General features: G+C 68.4%; 19 protein-coding genes. 7 read left to right on the top strand and 12 right to left on the bottom strand.

Translation table 11 applies throughout. The features are described 5' to 3' along the window. Window positions 1-11 precede the first annotated feature (11 nt). Window positions 12-935 (top strand): 5'-3' exonuclease, encoded by a 924-nt coding sequence (locus ABD197_RS07610; protein WP_344053187.1) that lies wholly within the window; start codon window positions 12-14, stop codon window positions 933-935. A gap of 1 nt (window position 936) precedes the next feature. Here the strand turns inward: ABD197_RS07610 and ABD197_RS07605 are convergent, their stop codons facing one another. Genes ABD197_RS07605 through trpD form a run of 3 tightly spaced genes read right to left on the bottom strand, consistent with a single transcriptional unit; the run spans window position 937 to window position 4305 of the window. Continuing rightward, window positions 937-2214: an MFS transporter gene (locus tag ABD197_RS07605; protein WP_344053185.1), complete on the bottom strand. Its 1278-nt coding sequence runs from the start codon at window positions 2212-2214 to the stop codon at window positions 937-939. A 24-nt stretch (window positions 2215-2238) separates the two neighbouring features. Then, window positions 2239-3234, bottom strand: a complete 996-nt coding sequence (locus ABD197_RS07600; protein WP_344053183.1) for a PHP domain-containing protein — start codon at window positions 3232-3234, stop codon at window positions 2239-2241. 12 nt (window positions 3235-3246) lie between these two features. Further along, window positions 3247-4305 carry an anthranilate phosphoribosyltransferase gene (gene trpD / locus ABD197_RS07595; protein ID WP_344053181.1) on the bottom strand — a complete coding sequence of 353 codons (1059 nt, stop codon included), beginning with the start codon at window positions 4303-4305 and terminating at the stop codon, window positions 3247-3249. Between the two features lie 155 nt (window positions 4306-4460). On the opposite strand from trpD, the gene ctaE reads away from it, so the two are divergent. The 5 genes from ctaE to ABD197_RS07570 all read left to right on the top strand — a co-directional run bounded on the left by ctaE (window position 4461) and on the right by ABD197_RS07570 (window position 9370). Then, window positions 4461-5132, top strand: a complete 672-nt coding sequence (ctaE, locus tag ABD197_RS07590; protein ID WP_486341517.1) for an aa3-type cytochrome oxidase subunit III — start codon at window positions 4461-4463, stop codon at window positions 5130-5132. A 21-nt stretch (window positions 5133-5153) separates the two neighbouring features. Further along, window positions 5154-5954 carry a cytochrome bc1 complex diheme cytochrome c subunit gene (gene qcrC, locus ABD197_RS07585; protein WP_344053178.1) on the top strand — a complete coding sequence of 267 codons (801 nt, stop codon included), beginning with the start codon at window positions 5154-5156 and terminating at the stop codon, window positions 5952-5954. A 45-nt stretch (window positions 5955-5999) separates the two neighbouring features. Next, window positions 6000-7058 carry a cytochrome bc1 complex Rieske iron-sulfur subunit gene (qcrA, locus tag ABD197_RS07580; RefSeq protein ID WP_344053176.1) on the top strand — a complete coding sequence of 353 codons (1059 nt, stop codon included), beginning with the start codon at window positions 6000-6002 and terminating at the stop codon, window positions 7056-7058. Next, window positions 7055-8878, top strand: a complete 1824-nt coding sequence (qcrB, locus tag ABD197_RS07575) for a cytochrome bc1 complex cytochrome b subunit (RefSeq protein ID WP_344053174.1) — start codon at window positions 7055-7057, stop codon at window positions 8876-8878. Before qcrA ends, qcrB begins: the two co-directional genes overlap by 4 nt. Before the next feature lie 72 nt (window positions 8879-8950). Further along, window positions 8951-9370, top strand: coding sequence for a rhodanese-like domain-containing protein (locus ABD197_RS07570; protein ID WP_344053172.1), 420 nt, complete (start codon window positions 8951-8953; stop codon window positions 9368-9370). Window positions 9371-9772: 402 nt separating this feature from the next. Here the strand turns inward: ABD197_RS07570 and ABD197_RS07565 are convergent, their stop codons facing one another. From ABD197_RS07565 to ABD197_RS07545, 5 genes are all read right to left on the bottom strand, one after another. Continuing rightward, window positions 9773-10207 carry a cytochrome c oxidase subunit 4 gene (locus tag ABD197_RS07565; RefSeq protein WP_344053170.1) on the bottom strand — a complete coding sequence of 145 codons (435 nt, stop codon included), beginning with the start codon at window positions 10205-10207 and terminating at the stop codon, window positions 9773-9775. Beyond that, a complete protein-coding gene (ctaD, locus tag ABD197_RS07560) occupies window positions 10208-11971 on the bottom strand; it encodes an aa3-type cytochrome oxidase subunit I (RefSeq protein WP_344053168.1) in 1764 nt (587 codons plus the stop codon). It abuts the gene before it with no gap. 2 nt (window positions 11972-11973) lie between these two features. Then, on the bottom strand, window positions 11974-12867 hold the full coding sequence (gene ctaC / locus ABD197_RS07555) for an aa3-type cytochrome oxidase subunit II (RefSeq protein ID WP_344053166.1): 894 nt from the start codon (window positions 12865-12867) through the stop codon (window positions 11974-11976). A gap of 170 nt (window positions 12868-13037) precedes the next feature. Then, window positions 13038-13403, bottom strand: coding sequence for an iron-sulfur cluster insertion protein ErpA (gene erpA, locus ABD197_RS07550; RefSeq protein WP_344053164.1), 366 nt, complete (start codon window positions 13401-13403; stop codon window positions 13038-13040). A 74-nt stretch (window positions 13404-13477) separates the two neighbouring features. After that, window positions 13478-14878, bottom strand: a complete 1401-nt coding sequence (locus ABD197_RS07545; protein ID WP_344053162.1) for a dipeptidase — start codon at window positions 14876-14878, stop codon at window positions 13478-13480. 47 nt (window positions 14879-14925) lie between these two features. On the opposite strand from ABD197_RS07545, the gene ABD197_RS07540 reads away from it, so the two are divergent. Beyond that, window positions 14926-15495, top strand: a complete 570-nt coding sequence (locus tag ABD197_RS07540) for a DUF3043 domain-containing protein (RefSeq protein WP_344053160.1) — start codon at window positions 14926-14928, stop codon at window positions 15493-15495. Window positions 15496-15498: 3 nt separating this feature from the next. Here ABD197_RS07540 and ABD197_RS07535 read toward each other — a convergent pair whose 3' ends face one another. The 4 genes from ABD197_RS07535 to ABD197_RS07520 are packed head-to-tail and all read right to left on the bottom strand — an operon-like array spanning window position 15499 to window position 19429. Beyond that, window positions 15499-16524: a quinone-dependent dihydroorotate dehydrogenase gene (locus ABD197_RS07535; RefSeq protein ID WP_344053158.1), complete on the bottom strand. Its 1026-nt coding sequence runs from the start codon at window positions 16522-16524 to the stop codon at window positions 15499-15501. Window positions 16525-16542: 18 nt separating this feature from the next. After that, complete coding sequence (gene nrdR / locus ABD197_RS07530; protein ID WP_344053157.1) at window positions 16543-17025, bottom strand: transcriptional regulator NrdR; 483 nt, start codon at window positions 17023-17025, stop codon at window positions 16543-16545. A 12-nt stretch (window positions 17026-17037) separates the two neighbouring features. Further along, complete coding sequence (gene hisD, locus ABD197_RS07525) at window positions 17038-18339, bottom strand: histidinol dehydrogenase (protein WP_344053155.1); 1302 nt, start codon at window positions 18337-18339, stop codon at window positions 17038-17040. 40 nt (window positions 18340-18379) lie between these two features. Continuing rightward, a complete protein-coding gene (locus ABD197_RS07520; protein ID WP_425561032.1) occupies window positions 18380-19429 on the bottom strand; it encodes a hypothetical protein in 1050 nt (349 codons plus the stop codon). Window positions 19430-19542 lie beyond the last annotated feature (113 nt).

The raw sequence follows: 19542 nt of genomic DNA, 5'->3' as shown, positions 1-19542 counted from the left end.
AGGATGAGCGCGTGACAGACCGCCTGATGCTCCTGGACTCCGCCTCGCTGTACTTCCGTGCGTTCTACGGCGTCCCCGACACCGTGAAGGCACCCGACGGAACGCCCGTGAACGCCGTCCGCGGCTTCCTCGACATCATCACGCGCCTGGTCACGACCTACGAACCCACGCACCTCATCGCCTGCTGGGACGATGATTGGCGCCCGCAGTGGCGTGTCGACCTCATCCCGACGTACAAGACCCACCGGGTGGCTGAGGTGACAGCGACCGGCCCCGACGTCGAGGTCGTGCCCGACCCGCTCGAAGTGCAGGTTCCGATCATCCGGCAGACCCTCGATGCCCTCGGCATCCCGATCATCGGCGCCGCCGAGCACGAAGCCGATGACGTGATCGGCACGCTCGCGACGCGGGCTTCCCTCCCGGTCGACGTCGTCACCGGCGACCGCGATCTGTTCCAGCTCGTCGACGACGCGAGCGGAGTGCGGGTCATCTATACGGCGCGCGGAATGAGCAACCTCGAGATCGTCACCGATCAGACCGTCGTGAAGAAGTACGGAGTTCTGCCGAGCCAGTACGCCGATTTCGCGACGATGCGCGGAGACTCCTCCGACGGCCTCCCCGGCGTCGCCGGTGTGGGCGAGAAGACCGCAGCGACCCTGCTCGCCGCGCATGGCGACCTCGCGGGCATCATCGCAGCCGCCGAGGCGGGCGAGGGCATGTCGGCGGGCGTCCGCGCCAAGATCCTCGCCGCGCTCCCCTACCTCGAGGTCGCGCCGACCGTCGTGGAGGTCGTGAAGGATCTCGATCTTCCCGAGCCCGACGCACGCCTGAGTCCCCTCGACGAGGCACGACGAGCGGATGCCGCGACTCTCGCCGAGAAGTGGGCGCTCGGCACCGCCATGACGCGGATCACCGACGCGCTCGGCACCCGTTGAGTCAGCGCCCCCTCCGGGCGGCCGGGACGGACGCCAGAAGCGTCGCGCAGTAGATCACCGCAAGCGCGACCAGGAGCGCGAGGGTCGCCGTCCAGTCCCCCGTCACCTCGTGGAGCGCGCCCATCACCGGAGCCCCGAGCGCTCCCACGGCGTAGCCGCCGCCCTGCACGAGCGCCGACATGCCGGCCGCCTCCGCATCGCTGCGCGATACCGTGACGAGCGTCGTGAAGATCACCACGAACCCGCCGGCATGCCCGATCGCTCCGATCATGAGCCACAGCCAGGTCAGTTCGGGTGAGAGCAGCATCCCGACCGTCAGCACGAGCCAGGAGACGCAGATCGTCACCGTCGGGACGATGGGTCGGGTGAACCGCGCGAGGAGCGGCACGAGGAACGCCCCCGCGATGCCCGCGCCCTGGAACAGCGACGCGAGCGCGCCCGCCGCCTCGGCGTTGAGCCCGAGCTCGTCCGCGGTGAGGGTGGGCAGCCATGTGGAGAGTCCGTAGTAGATCGCGCATTGGATCGCGAACGACACCAGCAGCAGCCAGGTCACCGGTCGCCGCGCGATCGAGCGTTCCCGGTCAGCGCGGGCGACGACCGGCATCGGGCCGGTCAGCACCGTCGGGTCGAGATCCTCCACGCGCTCACCCGAGGGCTCCTCGCCCGAGTATCGCTCCCCGTAGCGGTCGCCCTCGCGGCGCGATCGACGCAGCTGCACGCCCCACAGCGCGATACCGACGAGCGTGAGGACGGCCCAGGCCACGAGCGCCGCCGGCCATCCGATGAGTGCGGCGAGCGGAGCCGTGAGGAGCGACGTGATGAGCGATCCGGCATTCAACGTCGCGACATAGGCGGCCGTCACCACACCGACCCGCGCGGCCGGGACGTCACGTCGGATGATCACTGGAATGACGACGTTGCCGATCGTGATCGCCGCACCGATCACGAACATCCCGGTCAGCATCCAGCCGAATCCGGGCAGCGCACGCACGAGGGTGCCGAGCAGCACCCCGCTGAGCGACAGCATGAGCGCGAGCTCGGCGCCGGCCCGCCGGATGATGAGCGCCGCGAGCGGCGTGAGCAGCGCGAACATGAGCACAGGGGCGGTCGTGAGGAGTCCCGCCGTGGCGGATCCGATGCCGAGGTCGCCCTCGATGTCCCGCAGCACGGGCGTGGGGGCCACGATCGGGCCGCGCATGCTCAGCGCGGCGACCAGCACGCCGGTGATCACGAACCACGGGATGCCGCGCCCGATCGATCCTGCCCTGCTCGAGGTCACCGTTCGACGGTACCGCCCGCGCTCTCAGCGGTGCGTCGCCGTCCACTCCCGGAGCCGCGCGAGCGGCCACGTCGTGACGATCCGGTCCGCGGGCACACCCGCGCGTTCCGCCCGCTCGGCGCCGTAGTCGAGGAGCGACAGCTGACCCGGAGCGTGAGCGTCCGAGTCGATCGAGAACAGGCATCCGGCTTCGAGTGCGACTGCGATGAGCTCGTCGGGCGGATCCTGCCGCTCCGGTCGGGAGTTGATCTCGACGGCCACGCCGTGCGCGGCGCACGCGGCGAACACGGCCTCGGCGTCCAGGGTGGACGGTGGCCGGGTCCCGCGGGATCCCTCGACCAGGCGTCCCGTGACGTGCCCGAGCACGTCGATCCGCCCGGACGAGACCGCGCGCACCAGGCGGCGGGTCATCGGTCCGCGCTCCATCCGCAGCTTGGAGTGGGCGGAGGCCACCACGACGTCGAGGCGTCCGAGCAGCTCTGGCTCCTGGTCCAGTCCGCCGTCCTCGAGGATGTCGACCTCGATGCCCGACAGCAGCGTGAATCCCTCGCCGCTGAGCCCCGCGACGATCTCGAGCTGATCGCGCAGGCGCTCCGGCGACAGACCGTTCGCGACCCGCAGCCGCGGAGAGTGATCGGTCAGCGCCAGGTACTCGTGCCCGAGCGCACGCGCCGCATCGACCATCAGGTCGATCGAAGTGAGTCCGTCCGACCAGTCACTATGGCTGTGCAGGTCGCCGCGCAGCTCGGCGCGCAGCGCCGACGAACGTTGCACTCCCGCGCGCTCGCGCAGATCGACGAGGTACCCGGGCACGTCGCCGGCAAGTGCTTCCTGGATCACGGCGAAGGTCGAATCGCCGATGCCCTTGCGGCGACGCAGGGCCGCGGCATCCCGCAGCTGCTCCTCGCTCAGCCCCGCGATCGCGTCCGCCGCCGTCCGGAACGCCTTGGACTTGTAGCGCGAGGACCGCTCCCGCTCGAGCAGCGTCGCGATCTCGGTCAGCGCGTCGTGGGGGTGCATCGCGGGTGCGGTCTAGGCGAACGACCGGGTCGCCGCGACCCAGTCCGAAAGCTTCTGCGCTGCGAGGCCCGCGTCGATCGCCGCCGCGGCGGCGTCCTTCGCCTCTGCCAGGCGCTCCAGGATCGGCCGCTGCACTTCGTTCGCGTCCTGCGACAGCCGGAACGCGACGATTCCGGCGGCGGCGTTGAGCAGCACGATGTCGCGCACCGCACCCGTCTCGCCGTCGAAGACGCGGTGGACGATCTGCGCGTTGTGCGCGGGCTCGCCGCCGAGCAGATCGTCGATGTCGGCCAGCGGGATGCCGAGATCACGCGGATCGAGGTCGTGCTCGTGCACGTCGCCGCGACTGACCTCCCACAGCCGGCTGTGCCCGGTCGTGGTCAGTTCGTCCAGGCCGTCGTCGCCGCGGAACACCAGGGCTGTCGCCCCACGCGTGCGGAACACGCCCGTGATCAGAGGGACGCGGTCCAGGTGCGCGACACCGACGGCGTTGGCCTCGGCGCGCGCCGGGTTGCACAGCGGCCCGAGGAAGTTGAACACCGTCGGCACGCCGAGCTCGGCGCGGGTCGGACCGGCGTGACGGAACCCGGGGTGGAAAGCCGACGCGAAGGCGAACGTGATGCCCGCGCGCTCGAGCGTGGTCGCGACCTGATCGGGGGTCAGCGCCAGATCGATGCCGAGCGCCGACAGCACGTCCGACGACCCTGACGCCGAGCTCGCAGCGCGGTTGCCGTGCTTGACGACGGGGACACCGGATGCCGCCGCCACGACCGCCGCCATCGTGGACACGTTCACGGTGCCGAAGCGGTCACCGCCGGTGCCGACGATGTCGAGCACGTTCGGGTCCACGCGCAGCGGCAGGGCGGCCTCGAGGATCGCGTCGCGGAAGCCCACGATCTCGTCGACGGTCTCACCCTTCGCGCGGAGCGCGAGGAGGAATCCACCCAGCTGGGACGGGGTCGCCGTGCCCGACATGATCTGTCGCATCGCCCACGTCGACTCGGACACACTCAAGTCGCGGTCGTCGAGAAGCGTCGTGAGGATGCCCGGCCAGGTGTACAGCTCCGCCATAAGCCCACAGCCTAGCCGCGGGCGTGATCGCCCCTGCGCCGGGCATGGCGCTCGGACGCGAACGGCCCCGGGCGAGTTCTTGCCGGACTCCCAGCGGACTCGCGGCGCGCTCCGAGGGTGCATCGAGTCCGAAAGGGAATAAAACGAGACCGCGGATGCGATCCGGCGCCTCGAGGATCGGCCATAATGGTCAGGTGACGACCACGACAGCGACCTACTCGCAGGCCATGCGTTCCGTCAAGCGGCCCGATCCGGTCGCCGTCGGAACCATCGTGTGGCTGGGCAGCGAAGTGATGTTCTTCGCCGGCCTCTTCGCGATCTACTTCACCCTCCGCAGCACTTCGCCCGACCTCTGGGCGCAGGAGACGCAGCTGCTGAACATCCCGTATGCGACCGTCAACACGATCATCCTCGTGCTGTCCTCGGTCACGTGCCAGATGGGTGTCTTCGCGGCCGAGCGGTTCCAGCCCTATTCGACGCGCAAGCGCGGCTGGCTCGGCTGGGGAATGGTCGAGTGGTTCTGGCTGACGTTCGCCCTCGGCGCGATCTTCGTCTCCGGTCAGGTCTGGGAGTACGCGCAGCTCGTCGCGGAGGGCATGCCGATCCAGGCGAACGCGTACGCCTCCGCCTTCTACCTCACCACCGGCTTCCACGCCCTGCACGTGACGGGTGGCCTCATCGCCTTCCTCCTCGTGATCGGCCGCGCATTCGCCGTCAAGAACTTCGGGCGCAAGGAGATGACTTCCGCGATCGTCGTGTCGTACTACTGGCACTTCGTCGACGTCGTCTGGATCGCCCTCTTCCTCGTCATCTACTTCCTGAAATAAGAGCTGGAGCTGATTTCCGACATGGCACGAGAGACCAAGCGCCGCACGAACGGCCGCCGCAGTCCCTGGGCTGCGGCCGCCCTCATCGGCATCGGCCTCCTGATCACCGGCGGCGTGTACGCGGGTGCGTCTGCGGCGATGGCGGCGGGCACCGACACGACGACGGCGTCCGCTCTGACCGTCGAAGACGGCAAGAAGCTGTTCCAGGCGAACTGCGCGACCTGCCACGGACTCGACCTCCAGGGTTCCGGGGAAGGCCCGTCGCTGTACGGCGTCGGCGAGCTCGCGGTGGAGTTCCAGGTCTCGACCGGCCGCATGCCGTTGCAGGCATCGGCCCCGCAGGCACCGCAGAAGCCGGCTCAGTTCACCGAGGAGCAGATCCTCGCGATGGCCGCGTACGTGCAGTCGATGGCGCCCGGCCCCACGTTCCCGTCTGAAGAGACGATCGACGGCCAGGGCGACGTCGCGCGCGGCGCCGAGCTCTTCCGCGTCAACTGCGCCATGTGCCACAACGTCGCCGCCGCCGGCGGTGCGCTGACCGAGGGCAAGTACGCCCCCGGCCTGCAGAACACCAGTGCTCTGCACATGTACGCGGCGATGGTCACCGGACCGCAGAACATGCCGGTCTTCAATGACCTGACCCTCACCACCGAGGACAAGCGCGACATCATCTCGGCCCTGCTGTTCCTGCAGCAGAACGAGTCGCCCGGCGGCTTCTCGCTCGGCTCGCTCGGTCCCGTGTCGGAGGGTCTGTTCATCTGGATCTTCGGCATCGGCGGCCTGATCGCCATCACCGTGTGGATCACGGCGAAATCCAACTGATCGACTCGACAGCAGTCACGAACACAGCAACGAACGAGGATCACCATGGCACACGAGGACGACCCGCTCGAGCATGAGAGGGCCTCTTGGAAGCCCTCGCCCGGGCTCGCCGTCGAGGTTTCCGACCCGGTGCAGCCCCCGGCTCTTCCGCCCCACCGGGAGCGGATGACCGACAAGGACCCCGTCGCGATGAAGAACGCGGTCCGCACGGTGTACACGCTGTTCTACGTCTCGCTCGCGGCGAGCATCTGGGCGATCGCCGCCTACATGCTCTTCCCGATCGAGAGCGGCGCGATCGTCGACATCCGCAACAACAACCTCTTCGTCGGTCTGGGAATCGCCCTGGCACTGCTCGCGATCGGCATCGCCGCGATCCACTGGTCCAAGGCGATCATGTCCGACAAGGAGCATACGGAGCCGCGTCACGCGACCCGCGGGCGCGACACCACGCGCGCCGCCGCAGTTCAGGCCTTCGCGGAGGCGAACGAGGAATCCGGATTCGGCCGCCGCGTCATGATCCGCAACTCGATGTTCGCCGCGATCGTCGCGTCGGTCGTCCCCGGCATCGTGCTGTTCCGCGGCCTCGCCCCCGAGGGTGAGGACCCGGTCGAACTGCTCGAGACCACGATGTGGACCGAGGGCATGCGTCTCGCACACGACCCCGAAGGCACCCCGATCCGCGCCGCGGACGTCACCCTCGGCTCGGCCGTGCACGTGATCCCCGAGGCTCTCGCCGAACTGGGACACGAGGAGGGTTACCTCGAGCAGAAGGCGAAGGCGATCGTCCTCCTCATGCGCCTGCTGCCCGAAGACCTCAACGAGACGCCCGAGCGGGCCGACTGGTCCTACGACGGAATCGTCGCGTACTCCAAGGTGTGCACCCACGTCGGGTGCCCCGTCGCCCTGTATGAGCAGCAGACGCACCATCTGCTGTGCCCGTGCCACCAGTCGCAGTTCGACGTGGCAAACGGCGCCGCGGTCATCTTCGGCCCGGCGGCCCGTCCCCTGCCGCAGCTTCCGATCACCATCGACGAAGAGGGCTACCTCGTCGCGCGCAGCGGCTTCACCGAACCCGTAGGCCCGAGCTTCTGGGAGCGCCATTGAGTACCGCCACGGCACCCGCCGACAACCCTGACGCCGAAACACGCGAAAAGCCGCTGGGCGGCCGCTTCATCGGCGCGACCGCGAACTACATCGACGAGCGCACCAGCCTCTCCGGGATGGTCAAGGAGCTCGGACGCAAGATCTTCCCCGACCACTGGTCGTTCATGCTGGGTGAGATCGCGCTCTGGTCCTTCGTCGTCGTCCTGCTCTCCGGAACGTTCTTGACGTTCTTCTTCCAGGCCTCGATGGTCCCGACCCACTACACCGGCGCTTTCCTGCCGATGCGCGGTGTCGAGATGTCCGCGGCACTGGACTCGTCGCTGCGGATCTCGTTCGACATCCGCGGCGGTCTGCTGGTCCGCCAGATCCATCACTGGGCCGCCCTCGTGTTCGTCGCCGGCATCGGTGTGCACATGCTGCGCATCTTCTTCACCGGCGCGTTCCGCAAGCCGCGCGAACTCAACTGGGTGATCGGCTTCGTCCTGTTCATCCTCGCGATGGCGGAGGGCTTCACCGGCTATTCGCTTCCCGACGACCTGCTCTCGGGCAACGGCCTGCGCATCATCGACGGCATGATCAAGGGGATCCCCCTGATCGGCACGTGGACCTCGTTCCTTCTCTTCGGCGGCGAGTTCCCGGGCACGGCGATCGTCGGACGCCTCTACACCCTGCACATCCTGCTGCTCCCGGCGATCCTGGTGGGTCTGCTCGTGGTGCACCTGATGCTGATGATCGTCAACAAGCACACCCAGTTCGCCGGCCCCGGCCGCACGAACAGCAACGTCGTCGGCTACCCGATGATGCCGGTGTACATGTCGAAGATGGGCGGCTTCCTGTTCATCACGTTCGGTGTGATCGTGCTGATCGCGTCGCTGTTCACGATCAACCCGATCTGGAACTACGGTCCGTACGACCCGTCCCCCGTGTCGGCAGGCACCCAGCCCGACTGGTACATCGGCTTCGCCGACGGTGCGCTGCGTCTGGTCCCGCCGGGGTGGGAGTTCGTCTTCCTGAACCGCACCTGGTCGTTCAACATCCTCGTTCCGCTCGTCGGACTGGCGCTGTTCATCCTCGTCGTGCTGATCTACCCCTTCATCGAGGCGTGGATCACGGGCGACAAGCGTGAGCACCACATCGCCCAGCGTCCGCGCAACGCGGCGACCCGCACCGCCATCGGCGCCGCCGGTGTCACGTTCTACGCGGTCCTGTGGGCGGCGGCGTCCTCGGACATCATCGCGACGCACTTCTATCTCACGATGGAAGGCGTGATCCACACGCTGCAGGCGCTGCTGGTGATCGGACCGATCGTCGCGTACTTCGTCACGAAGCGCATCTGCCTCGCCCTGCAGAAGAAAGACCGCGAGATCGCCCTGCACGGCTACGAGTCGGGACGCATCGTGCGCCTTCCCGGTGGCGAGTACATCGAGGTCCACCAGCCCGTCGACGAGTACGAGCGCTGGAAGCTCGTGGACAACGAGACGTACGAGCCGCTCGTGGTCCGTCCGAACGCACAGGGTCGCATCCCGTGGCACGAGAAGCTCCGCGCGCTCGCCTCGCGTTCCCTGTTCGAGGATCGCCTCGCACCGCTCACGCAGGCGGAGCTCGATGAGGCGGTTGCCCACCAGCACCACGAGCTCGAGCACATCGCCGCTGAGGAAGACCTCGAGATCCAGGGCGCTCACGAGCGCGCCGGTGTCCCCGACGCTCCGCACGTGCCGATCGACGACGGACGCGCCTCTGAGACGGCCGTCCGCCCGTCCAACGTGATCATCGCCGAGAAGGAAGCCCCGAAGAAGGGCAAGAAGCCCTCCTCCGACTGATCGGCAGTCATCCGACGACGCCTGGCACTCCTCCGCACGGAGGGTGCCAGGCGTCTGTCGTAGCGTGGAGGCATGACAGACGCCCTCGCCTACTTCTCCGCCAAGCTCGCCCACGAGACCGACGCCTCCGACGTCTACGCCGCACAGAAGGCCGGTGAGGAGTTCGTGCTCGTCGATGTCCGCAGCGACGAGGCGTGGGCGCAGGGACGCATCTCCGGGGCCGTGCATCTTCGGCGACAGGAGATCGCAGAACGGGCGCCGGCCGAACTCGACGCACGGGTTCCGGTCGTCGTGTACTGCTGGAGCCCCGGATGCAACGCCGGCACGAAGGCGGCGATCGAGTTCGCCCGGCTCGGCTTCTCGGTCAAGGAGATGATCGGCGGCTACGAGTACTGGGTGCGCGAGGGCCAGCCGACCGAGAACGACGAGGGTTCCCTCCCCCGGACGTTCGACGCCCAGGTCATGGTCGTGCGCGCTCCGACAGGAGCCTGACTCAGGTCGTCTCGAGCTCCTCGCAGAACCGCGGAGCTGCCCCACCGCGCGCAAGGCGGGGAGATCCCGTTCCACCGCGCCTGGAGCGACCTCGACGTCACACACCACAGCCGTGACGTCGTCGCGCGTACCGGCCCTCAGTGTGATGTCGACGAGCGCGTGCGCACCGTCCTCAGGGGACGAAGCGGCGGGAAGCACGGCCGCATCCGCCGGCATCGTGCGCCCGGCGACAAGGCTATGGATCAGCGTTGCGGAAGCGAGATCGCTGGAGCGCCACCCACGCCGTCAGACACGGCAGCACCCCAGCCGGCGGTGAATGCGGCATCCTGGTTGATCGTGCGAAAGGCGCCGACGTCCGAGACGTCGGCGCCTTTCAGCCGGAGGGGCATGATCTGGTGAGGATCAGCGGGCGAAGTATCCGCGGTAGTACTCGTACACCCACCCGACGATCGCGACGGCGAAGACGCCGAGGCCGATCGGGAAGATCCATGCGCCGACAGCCAGGCCGAGGATCGCGAGTGCCGCCGAGAAGGCGAGCACGATGGGCCACCACGACCAGGGGCTGAACTCGCCCAGCTCGGGGTCACCGTCGTCGATGTCCGACGTGAGGATGTCCTCGGGCAGTTCGCCGCCCTGCGCCTTGTGCACGCGGCCGACATAGAACGCGACCAACGCAGCCATGAGGCAGGCGAACAGGAGCGCGACGGATCCGACGGGCTCGAGCCCGGTGTACCACGACTGATCAGGGCTCGTGATGATGGCCCAGATCGTGTAGACGATCGCCATCAGCAGGAAGAAGGCGGACAGCAGCCACCAGAGACCGGTGTTGGTCTTCACCTACTTCACCTTTCCTTCGTCGAGATCGACGACCGGGGCTTCGGGAGCGTCCTTCGCGGGACCCACACCGACCGGGATGCCGGCCTCGGGGTGATTGAGGTCGAACGCGGGCCGCTCGCTGCGGATGCGCGGAATCGACGTGAAGTTGTGCCGCGGCGGCGGGCACGACGTCGCCCACTCGAGCGATGCGCCGTAGCCCCACGGGTCGTTGACGGTCACCTTGGGTGCCTTGCGCGCCGTGATCCACACGTTGAACAGGAACGGGATCATCGAGGCACCGAGGATCATCGCGCCGACGGTGGACAGCTGGTTCTCCCAGAGCCATCCGTCTGCAGCGGAGTAGTCCGCGTAGCGACGGGCCATGCCGTCCACACCCAGCCAGTGCTGGACGAGGAAGGTCATGTGGAAGCCGATGAACAGCATCCAGAAGTGCACCATGCCGAGACGCTCGTTCAGCATCTTGCCGGTGAACTTGGGCCACCAGAAGTAGAAGCCGGCGAACATCGCGAACACGACGGTGCCGAACACGACGTAGTGGAAGTGCGCGACGACGAAGTACGAGTCCGAGAGCGCGAAGTCCAGCGGCGGGGACGCGAGGATGACACCGGTGAGTCCACCGAAGACGAACGACACGAGGAAGCCGAGTGAGAACATCATGGGCGTCTCGAACGTCACCGAACCGCGCCACATCGTGCCGATCCAGTTGAAGATCTTCACGCCCGTGGGCACCGCGATCAACATCGTCATGAGCGCGAAGAACGGCAGCAGCACCGCGCCGGTGACGTACATGTGGTGGGCCCAGACGGCCACCGACAGTGCGGCGATCGCGATCGTGGCGTACACGAGCGTCTTGTATCCGAAGATCGGCTTGCGGCTGAACACCGGGAAGATCTCGGACACGATGCCGAAGAACGGCAGCGCGATGATGTACACCTCGGGGTGCCCGAAGAACCAGAAGAGGTGCTGCCACAGCAGCACACCGCCGTTCGCCGGGTCGTAGATGTGCGCACCGAGCACGCGGTCCGCACCGGCCGCCAGAATGGCCGCGGCGAGCACCGGGAAGGCCATGAGGACCAGGATGCTGGTCACGAGCGTGTTCCACGTGAAGATCGGCATGCGCCACATCGTCATGCCGGGAGCGCGCATCGTGATGATCGTGGTGATGAAGTTCACCGCACCGAGGATTGTGCCGAAGCCGCTCATACCCAGGCCCAGCATCCAGAGGTTGCCACCGACGCCGGGCGAGAAACTCGCATTCGCGAGCGGCTGATACGCGAACCAGCCGAACGCCGCGGCGCCCTGCGGGGTGAGGAAGCCGGCGACCGCGATCGTCGAGCCGAACAGGAACAGCCAGAACGCGAACGCGTTCAGGCGCGGGAAGGCGACGTCGGGCGCACCGATCTGCAGCGGCATGATTACGTTCGCGAATCCCGCGAAGAGCGGCGTCGCGAACATGAGCAGCATGATCGTGCCGTGCATCGTGAACAGCTGGTTGTACTGCTCTTTGGTCGGGATGATCTGCATGCCCGGCTCGAACAGCTCAGCACGCATGATCAGCGCCATCACGCCGCCGAGCATGAAGAAGATGACGGACGAGATCAGGTACAGGTAGCCGATCGTCTTGTGGTCAGTGGAGGTGATCCACTTGACGACGATGTTGCCCTTCTGCCCGACGCGGGACGAGCTCAGCAGCGCGGCCTGACGGGGAGGCAGAGTCGTCGGGCGACCCGGCGACGATTCCTGCAATGGAAGCGTGGTCGCCATGATCACTCATCTCCTTCAGCGGTCGCGCCCGTGCCGGGCTGGTTCTGGAGCCGGTCGTATTCGTCGTTGATGTCACCGGTCTGGCCGGCGGCCTTGAGCGTCGCGAGGTAATCCTCGTACTCGGCCTCGCTGACCACCTTGACGTTGAAGAGCATTGCCGAGTGGTACTCGCCGCACAGCTCGGCGCACTTGCCCGCGTACGTGCCCTCGCGGGTCGGCGTGAACGACCAGTAGTTGTCACGCCCGATGTACATGTCCTTCTTGTAGAGGAAGTCGATGACCCAGAAGGAGTGGATGACGTCACGCGACTGGAGGAGGATCTTCACCGACTTGTCGACCGGCAGGTAGAGCGTCGGAAGCTTCTCCTGGTCGACGTCGCCGTTCGCGGCGGGGTCGGCCTGGACACCCATCGACCAGACGGCGTCCGAGCCGTCCTCGTCCTCGCCGTTGTACTGGAAGTCCCACGCCCACTGCTTGCCGATCGCGATGATCGACACGTCCGGGTCCTCGGTCTGCGTCTCGAGGATCGTCTGGTCGCGGGCGGTGAACGCGAAGAAGCCGATGACCAGGATCAGCGGGACGATCGTGTAGAAGATCTCGATCGGCATGTTGTACCGCAGCTGGACGGGAAGCCCGACCTGGCCCTTGCGCCGGCGGTACGCGATGGCCGCCCAGCCCATGAGACCCCACGTGATGATGCCGACGACCAGGAGCACGATCCAGGAGTTCACCCAGAGACCGGCGACCATGTCCGTGTGGTTCGTGGTCGGCTCGGCGCCCTCCTCGAAACCGGGCAGATAGCCGTGAAGCTCGGCCTGCGTGCACCCTGCGAGGGCGACGGCTGTCGCGACTCCGATGGGGATCGCAGCCCAGCGCAGGAGGCGTTTCGAGGGCACTCGACTCAGGGGCACAATGCACCTTTCGGACGTGAAGCGGACATCGCCAGTCTAGGGCAACCTCCGGGCGCATTCAGGCCATCTGCCCAGGTTGCGCCGTGTGTTCGGGGGACGAAATCGGGCCCTATCGCTGTTCGCACAGGACGGGCCCGATCACGGGAAACGGCAGATCAGTGGAAGCTGTCGCCGCAGGCGCAGCTTCCGGCGGCGTTCGGGTTGTCGATCGTGAAACCCTGCTCCGAGATCGTGTCCTTGAAGTCGATCTTCGCGCCGTCGAGGTAAGGGACGCTCATGTCGTCGACGATCACCTCGACACCGTCGAAATCGACGGTCTTGTCGCCGTCGAGGTAGCGCTCGTCGAAGTAGAGCTGATAGATCAGGCCGCTGCAGCCGCCCGGCTGCACCGCGACACGCAGACGGAGGTCATCTCGACCCTCCTGCTGCAGCAGGCTCTTCACCTTCAGCGCGGCGGCCTCGGTGAGCCCGACGCCGTGCTCGAGAACGGGCTGGTCGGTCGACAGTGCAGTGTCGGTCATGGCACTCCTCCGGGTGGGCCGCGAGACGCGGCGTGATGTGTCGATTCTACGCCCGGGTCGGGCGGGCGGGTCCGCTACGCCCCGGCGGACTCCGCATCCAGCTTCGCCAAGAGAAGCGCTTCGGCCAGCACGGCGTTGCGGAAGGTCTCGAGGTGCAGCGATTCGTTCGGGCTGTGCGCTCGGGCGTGCGGGTCCTCGACGCCGGTGACCAGGATCTGCGCGGCGGGGAACTCGCGAACCAGATCTGCGATGAACGGGATGGATCCGCCGACGCCGACCTCCACCGGCTCGACCCCGTACGCCTCGTGCATCGCCTCGAGGGCTTGGGCGACAGCCGCGCCGCTCGTGTCCACGAGGAACGCGTCGCCGTAGTCCTGATCGGAGAAGGCGAGCTCTGCACCGAACGGCGCGCGGGCGCGCAGATGGGCCTCGATCGCGGCGTACGCCTCGCGGGCCGGCTGCCCGGGCGCGACGCGGGCGCTGATGACGACGCTCACCTCCGGACTCAGCGTGTTCGACGCGTTCGCGACGCTGGGCGCGTCGATTCCCGTGACGGTGATCGACGGTTTGTTCCAGATCCGGCTGAGGATCGATCCTCGCCCGATGGGGCTGACTCCGGAGGGCAGCCCGGCTTCGTCGCGAAGAGTCGCTTCGTCGTAGGCCGGGGTTTCGGCATCCCTCTCGGTGAGCCCCTCGACGGCGACGGCGCCGTCCTCGTCCCAGAGGGTGGCCAGGAGCGTGACCGTTGCCATCATGGCGTCGGGCACCGCTCCCCCGAACATGCCCGAGTGCGACGCGTGCTCGAGCGTGCGGACCCGCAGAGTGAAGCGCGTGTTGCCGCGGAGCGACACTGTGAGGGCCGGAGTCCGGGCGTCCCAGTTGCCGGAATCGGCGACCACGATGACATCGGCCCGAAGCGCGTCGGCGTTCTCGCTGAGGAACTGCGCGAACGATCGCGACCCGGCCTCCTCCTCCCCCTCGATGAAGAGAGCGACGCCGAGGTCGAAGTCGGCGCCGAGCGCCTCCTTCAGCGCGCGCAGCGCGGCGACGTGCGCCATGACGCCCGCCTTGTCGTCGGCGGCGCCGCGGCCGTAGAGACGTCCGTCGCGGACGGTGGGTTCGAACGGCGAGGACTCCCAGAGCGCCTCATCCCCGACCGGCTGCACGTCGTGGTGGGCGTAGAGCAGGATCGTCGGCCGGCCGTTGCGGGCGGCGCGCGTGGCCAGGACGGCGGGATGCCCGATCTCGTCCGTGCCGGGGATCCCCGCGCGCCGGATCTCGACGCTGTCGAACAGACCCAGGTCGTCCACGAGGGCCTTCACGGCCTCGGCGCTGCGCTGGACCTCTTTCGCGTCGAATCCCGGGAACGCGACCGAGGGGATGCGCACGAGGGTGCCCAGATCGGCGAGAGCGGCGGGGATACCGGATGCGGCGGCATCGCGCACGGCATCCTGTCGGGTGAGGTCGGTGTTCATGCGGGTAATCTTAAGGTGCTTCCTTTTCGAGACTCCGAGGTTCCATCGTGGCGAAAACCCCCGCAGCTCCCGTCCCCGCAGACGTTCCGGACCAGGCGACCTCCGGCGGGAAGGGCCGTGCGACCCCGACGCGCGCCGAGCAGGAGGCCGCCCGCAAGCGCCCGCTCGTGGCCGACACGAAAGAGGCGAAGGCGCGCGCGAAGGCGGAGCTCGCCGCGCAGCGCGAGAAGGCTCGCATCGGCATGGCCGCCGGCGAGGACAAGTACCTGCCGATCCGGGACAAGGGCCCGCAGCGCAAGTTCGTGCGCGACTTCATCGACTCGGGCTGGCACCTGGGCGAAGCCGTGATGCCGGCCATGGTCCTGGTGATCCTCGCCACCTTCATCCCGGTCCCGGCCGTGCAGTACTACTCGTTCATCGGCCTGTGGATCTTCATCCTCTTCGTGATCGGTGACATGGTGCTGACCTCGATCCGGGTCAAGCAGGCGGCGCGCAAGAAATTCGGCGCCGAGCGCACGGAGAAGGGCCTGGGCTGGTACGGCGCGATGCGCATCATTCAGATGAGGTTCATGCGTCTGCCGAAGCCGCAGGTCAAGCGCGGGCAGCACCCGGTCTGAGCGTCACCGGTCTGCGACGAGACCCCGGTTGATCTGACGCCCCCACAGCGGGCCGCGGTACAAGAACGCCGTGTACCCCTGCACGAGCGTCGCGCCGGCACGCAGCCGCTCGCGCACATCCGCGGCCGTCTCCACGCCCCCGACCGAGATCACGACGAACTCCTCCGGCACGACGGCGCGAACGATCCGCAGTACCTCGAGGGCGCGCGCCGCGAGCGGAGCGCCCGACAGCCCTCCCGCGCCGGCCGATTCCACGACTGCTGCGCCGGTGCGCAGGTCGTCGCGTGAGATCGTCGTGTTCGTCGCGATGATGCCGGACAGCCCGATTTCGACGGCGAGACGGGCGACGGCCTCGACCTCGTCATCCGGAAGGTCGGGGGCGATCTTCACGAGGAGCGGCGTCCGGCCCGCCGCGTCCCTGACTGCGACCAGCAGAGGCCGCAGCGTCTCCACCGCCTGGAGTCCGCGCAGCCCCGGCGTGTTCGGCGACGACACGTTCACGACGAGGTAGTCGGCGAGCGGCGCGAGGAGCGTGGCGCTGTGGACATAGTCCTCGGTCGCGTTCTCGACGTCCACGACGCGACTCTTGCCGATGTTCACACCGATGACCGCGCCTTGGGGGCGCTTGCGGAGGCGCTGGAGCCGGCGAGCCGCTTCGGTCGCCCCGCGGTTGTTGAAGCCCATCCGGTTGATCACGGCACGGTCGGGGATCAGGCGGAAGAGCCGCGGGCGGGGGTTGCCCTCCTGCGGGATCGCGGTGATCGTCCCCACTTCGATGTGCCCGAATCCGAGGGCGTGCAGCCCCCGGACGGCGCGGACGTCCTTGTCGAAGCCGGCGGCGACGCCGAACGGCGAGTCGAACGTCAGACCGAGCGCCGACACCTGCGATGAGGGAGCCGGGCGCGTCAACGGTCGCGCGATCCAGGCGAAGGGTGCGACCCCGGCGAGCCGGATCACGACCATGGCCGCGTGGTGCGCCGTCTCGGGATCCATCCGGGCGAGGACGGTGCGGAAGAGGAGGGGATACATCGCCTCCAGGCTATCCGCTCAGGCGGGTGCGACCGATTCGTCCGGAGCCGGAGAAGCGTGGTCTGCGCGGAGCTGGCCGATCGCCGATTCGAAGTCCTCGAGCGAGTCGAACGCCTGGTAGACGCTGGCGAAGCGGAGGTACGCGACCTCGTCGAGGTCGCGGAGCGGACCCAGGATCGCCAGTCCGATCTCGTTCGTGTCGACCTGCGAGGAACCCGTCTGGCGTACGGCCTCCTCGACTTTCTGCGCGAGCACCGCGAGGTCGCCCTCGGTGACCGGGCGCCCCTGACAGGCCTTGCGGACGCCGGACATGACCTTCTCGCGGCTGAACGGCTCGACGACGCCCGAGCGCTTGATCACGTTCAGACTCGCCGTCTCGATCGTCGAGAACCGGCCCCCGCACTGCGGGCACTGACGACGACGACGGATGCTGAGCCCGTCGTCACTCGTCCGCGAGTCGATCACGCGGGAATCGGGATGGCGGCAGAACGGGCAATGCATGGCGGACCCAGACTACGCGGGGAAGCGTGCCTGCACGGCTTCGCCGTGCGCGGGCAGGTCTTCAGCTTCGGCGAGTGTCACGACGGCCTCGCGCACCTCCGCGAGTGCCGCACGGTCGTACTCGATCACCTGCTGCGGTCGCAGGAAGGTCGCCGCCGAGAGACCCGCGGCGTAGCGCGCCTGTCCCCCGGTGGGCAGGACATGGTTGCTGCCGGCCAGGTAGTCGCCGAGGCTCACCGGGGTGTGGGGTCCGACGAACACGGCACCGGCGTGGACGAAGGATGCGGCATCCGGGTTCGACAGGTGAAGCTCGAGGTGTTCGGGTGCGTAGGCGTTGCTGAACGCTGTCGCGGCCGTGAGGTCGTCGACGAGGACGACGGCCGACTGCGGTCCGCCGAGCGCCGCGGCGACCCGCTCCGCGTGCCGCGTCCGCGCGGCGAGCGGCCCGATCTCGTCCAGGACCGCCGCAGCGAGGGATTCGGATTCCGTGACGAGCACCGCCGAGGCCTGCTCGTCGTGCTCCGCCTGACTGATCAGGTCCGCCGCAACCAGGCGGGGATCTGCGGTGTCGTCCGCCACGATGAGGATCTCGGTCGCACCCGCCTCGGAGTCGGTCCCCACGACACCGGCCACCGCGCGCTTGGCGGCGGCGACGAAGTTGTTGCCCGGCCCGGTGACGACATCGACCGGCTCCAGTGCGAGCGTGGGCACGCCGTACGCGAACGCCCCGACCGCTCCGGCGCCGCCCATGGCGTACACCTCATCCACACCGAGCAGTCGTGCCGCCGCGAGGATGACGGGGTGCACGCGCCCGCCGTGGGCGCGCTGCGGCGGCGAGGCCAGCGCGATCTGCTGGACGCCGGCGACCTGCGCGGGAACCACGTTCATCACGACGCTCGATGGGTAGACGGCCTTGCCGCCCGGCACGTAGAGGCCGACACGGCGCACCGGCTGCCATCGCTGGTGCACGAACGCGCCCGGCGCGAGCTGTGTCACCGACGGCGCCGGGACCTGGGCGGCGGACCCGGCGCGCACGCGCACGATGGCCTCCTCCAGGGCGGCGCGGACCTTCGGATCCAGCGCGGCGAGCGCCTCATCGAGATGGGCAGCGGGCACCCGGATCTCGTGGCCGGACGCTCCATCGAACTTCTCGGCCTGCTCGCGCAGCGCCGCCTCACCGTGGGCGGCGACGTCGGCGACGAGCCCGGCGGCCGTCAGGAGCGCCTCCGCACGCGCCGACGTGGCGCGTGGAACGGCGGCGAGGAGCTCGGCCGGAGTGTGGTCACGGCCGCGCAGGTCGATCATGCGGAGCATGGGGGAAGCCTTCGGGTCGAGCGGGTGAGACGACGCGGGGTCAGCCGCGCGTCACGCCGGTGACATCGTGCAGGTAGCCGATCCGGCCGTCCTCGTGCCGCACGACGAACACCTCGCCGCGGTCCTCGAGGACGAGCGCCCACGCGGTGGGCCCGATGCGGAAGATCGGGACGTCCCGCTCGTCGACGACGTCGCGGTCCTCTGGCACGAGCGCCCAGAACGCCTGCACGGCGGAGCTCGACTCACTCGCGGCGGACTCGTCGGCCTCCGGTTGCGCCTCGACCGGTTCGAACGTGTCGCGCGTCTGCACGGGAGCCCAGGCTTCACGCTCGCCGGAGGCCGTGCGCGCGACGGGCATCGTGTCCGACTGGCCGGCAGCGTACGCTGCGGTCGAGTACGCGGCGGTCTGATCTGCGTACGCCGGAGAGGCGTCGGTGTCGAACGTGTCGGTCTCCGACGCGGCCGGTGCGGCGGGGCGCGGCGGCCGAGCCGAGACGGGGCGGATCGGGCGCGCGTTGCGGTGTGCGGGCACCTCACGGCGGCCTGCGAAGTCCTCGCCGAGGACCGGCAGCAGCGGTGCGACGACCGTCAGCACGACGCCGGCGAGCATGAGGAAGAACTCCACCCACACGACCCAGCCGTAGATCCACACACCGGTCTCGATCGAGACGGCGACGTTGCGCCACAGCAGAGTGAGCCACACCACGGCGGAGACCGAGAAGGCGACCGAGGCGAACTGGTCGATGCCCAGGGAACCGACCCGACGGATGCCATCCGGTGAGAAGCGGCGCAGGACGATCAGGAAGACCGCGACGGTCGGTAGACCGATCGTGAGGATCCAATCCAGGCCGTTCGTCCAGACGGAGCCGCCGAACAGGAGCTGAGCCATCGCCTGCTCGCTGGCGACGGAGAAGAACGACACGATGAACGCGACGATCCAGACGCCGACGATCGCGACTTCGCGGATCGAGAACGGTCCGACGCCGTACTGGGGCCGTTCATCGGACGTCGTCGGAAGCACATCCTGCTCCGTGATCCGCTCTTCTCCGGCCTCGGTGTACTCGTTCGCTCGCTCGTCGGTCACGATCATCCTCTCCCCGCCGCTCGCGCGGCGCACACCGTCCCGATACTACCGGCGGCTCATGAGACGCCGATGAGATCCGCCCCACTCACGGGCAAGCCATAGGCACGGGCCTGCGTGCC

The sequence above is a fragment of the Microbacterium lacus genome, assembly GCF_039531105.1.
In the GTDB taxonomy this organism is placed as follows: Bacteria; Actinomycetota; Actinomycetes; order Actinomycetales; family Microbacteriaceae; genus Microbacterium; species Microbacterium lacus.
This window is presented reverse-complemented; position numbering and strand designations above follow the sequence as displayed.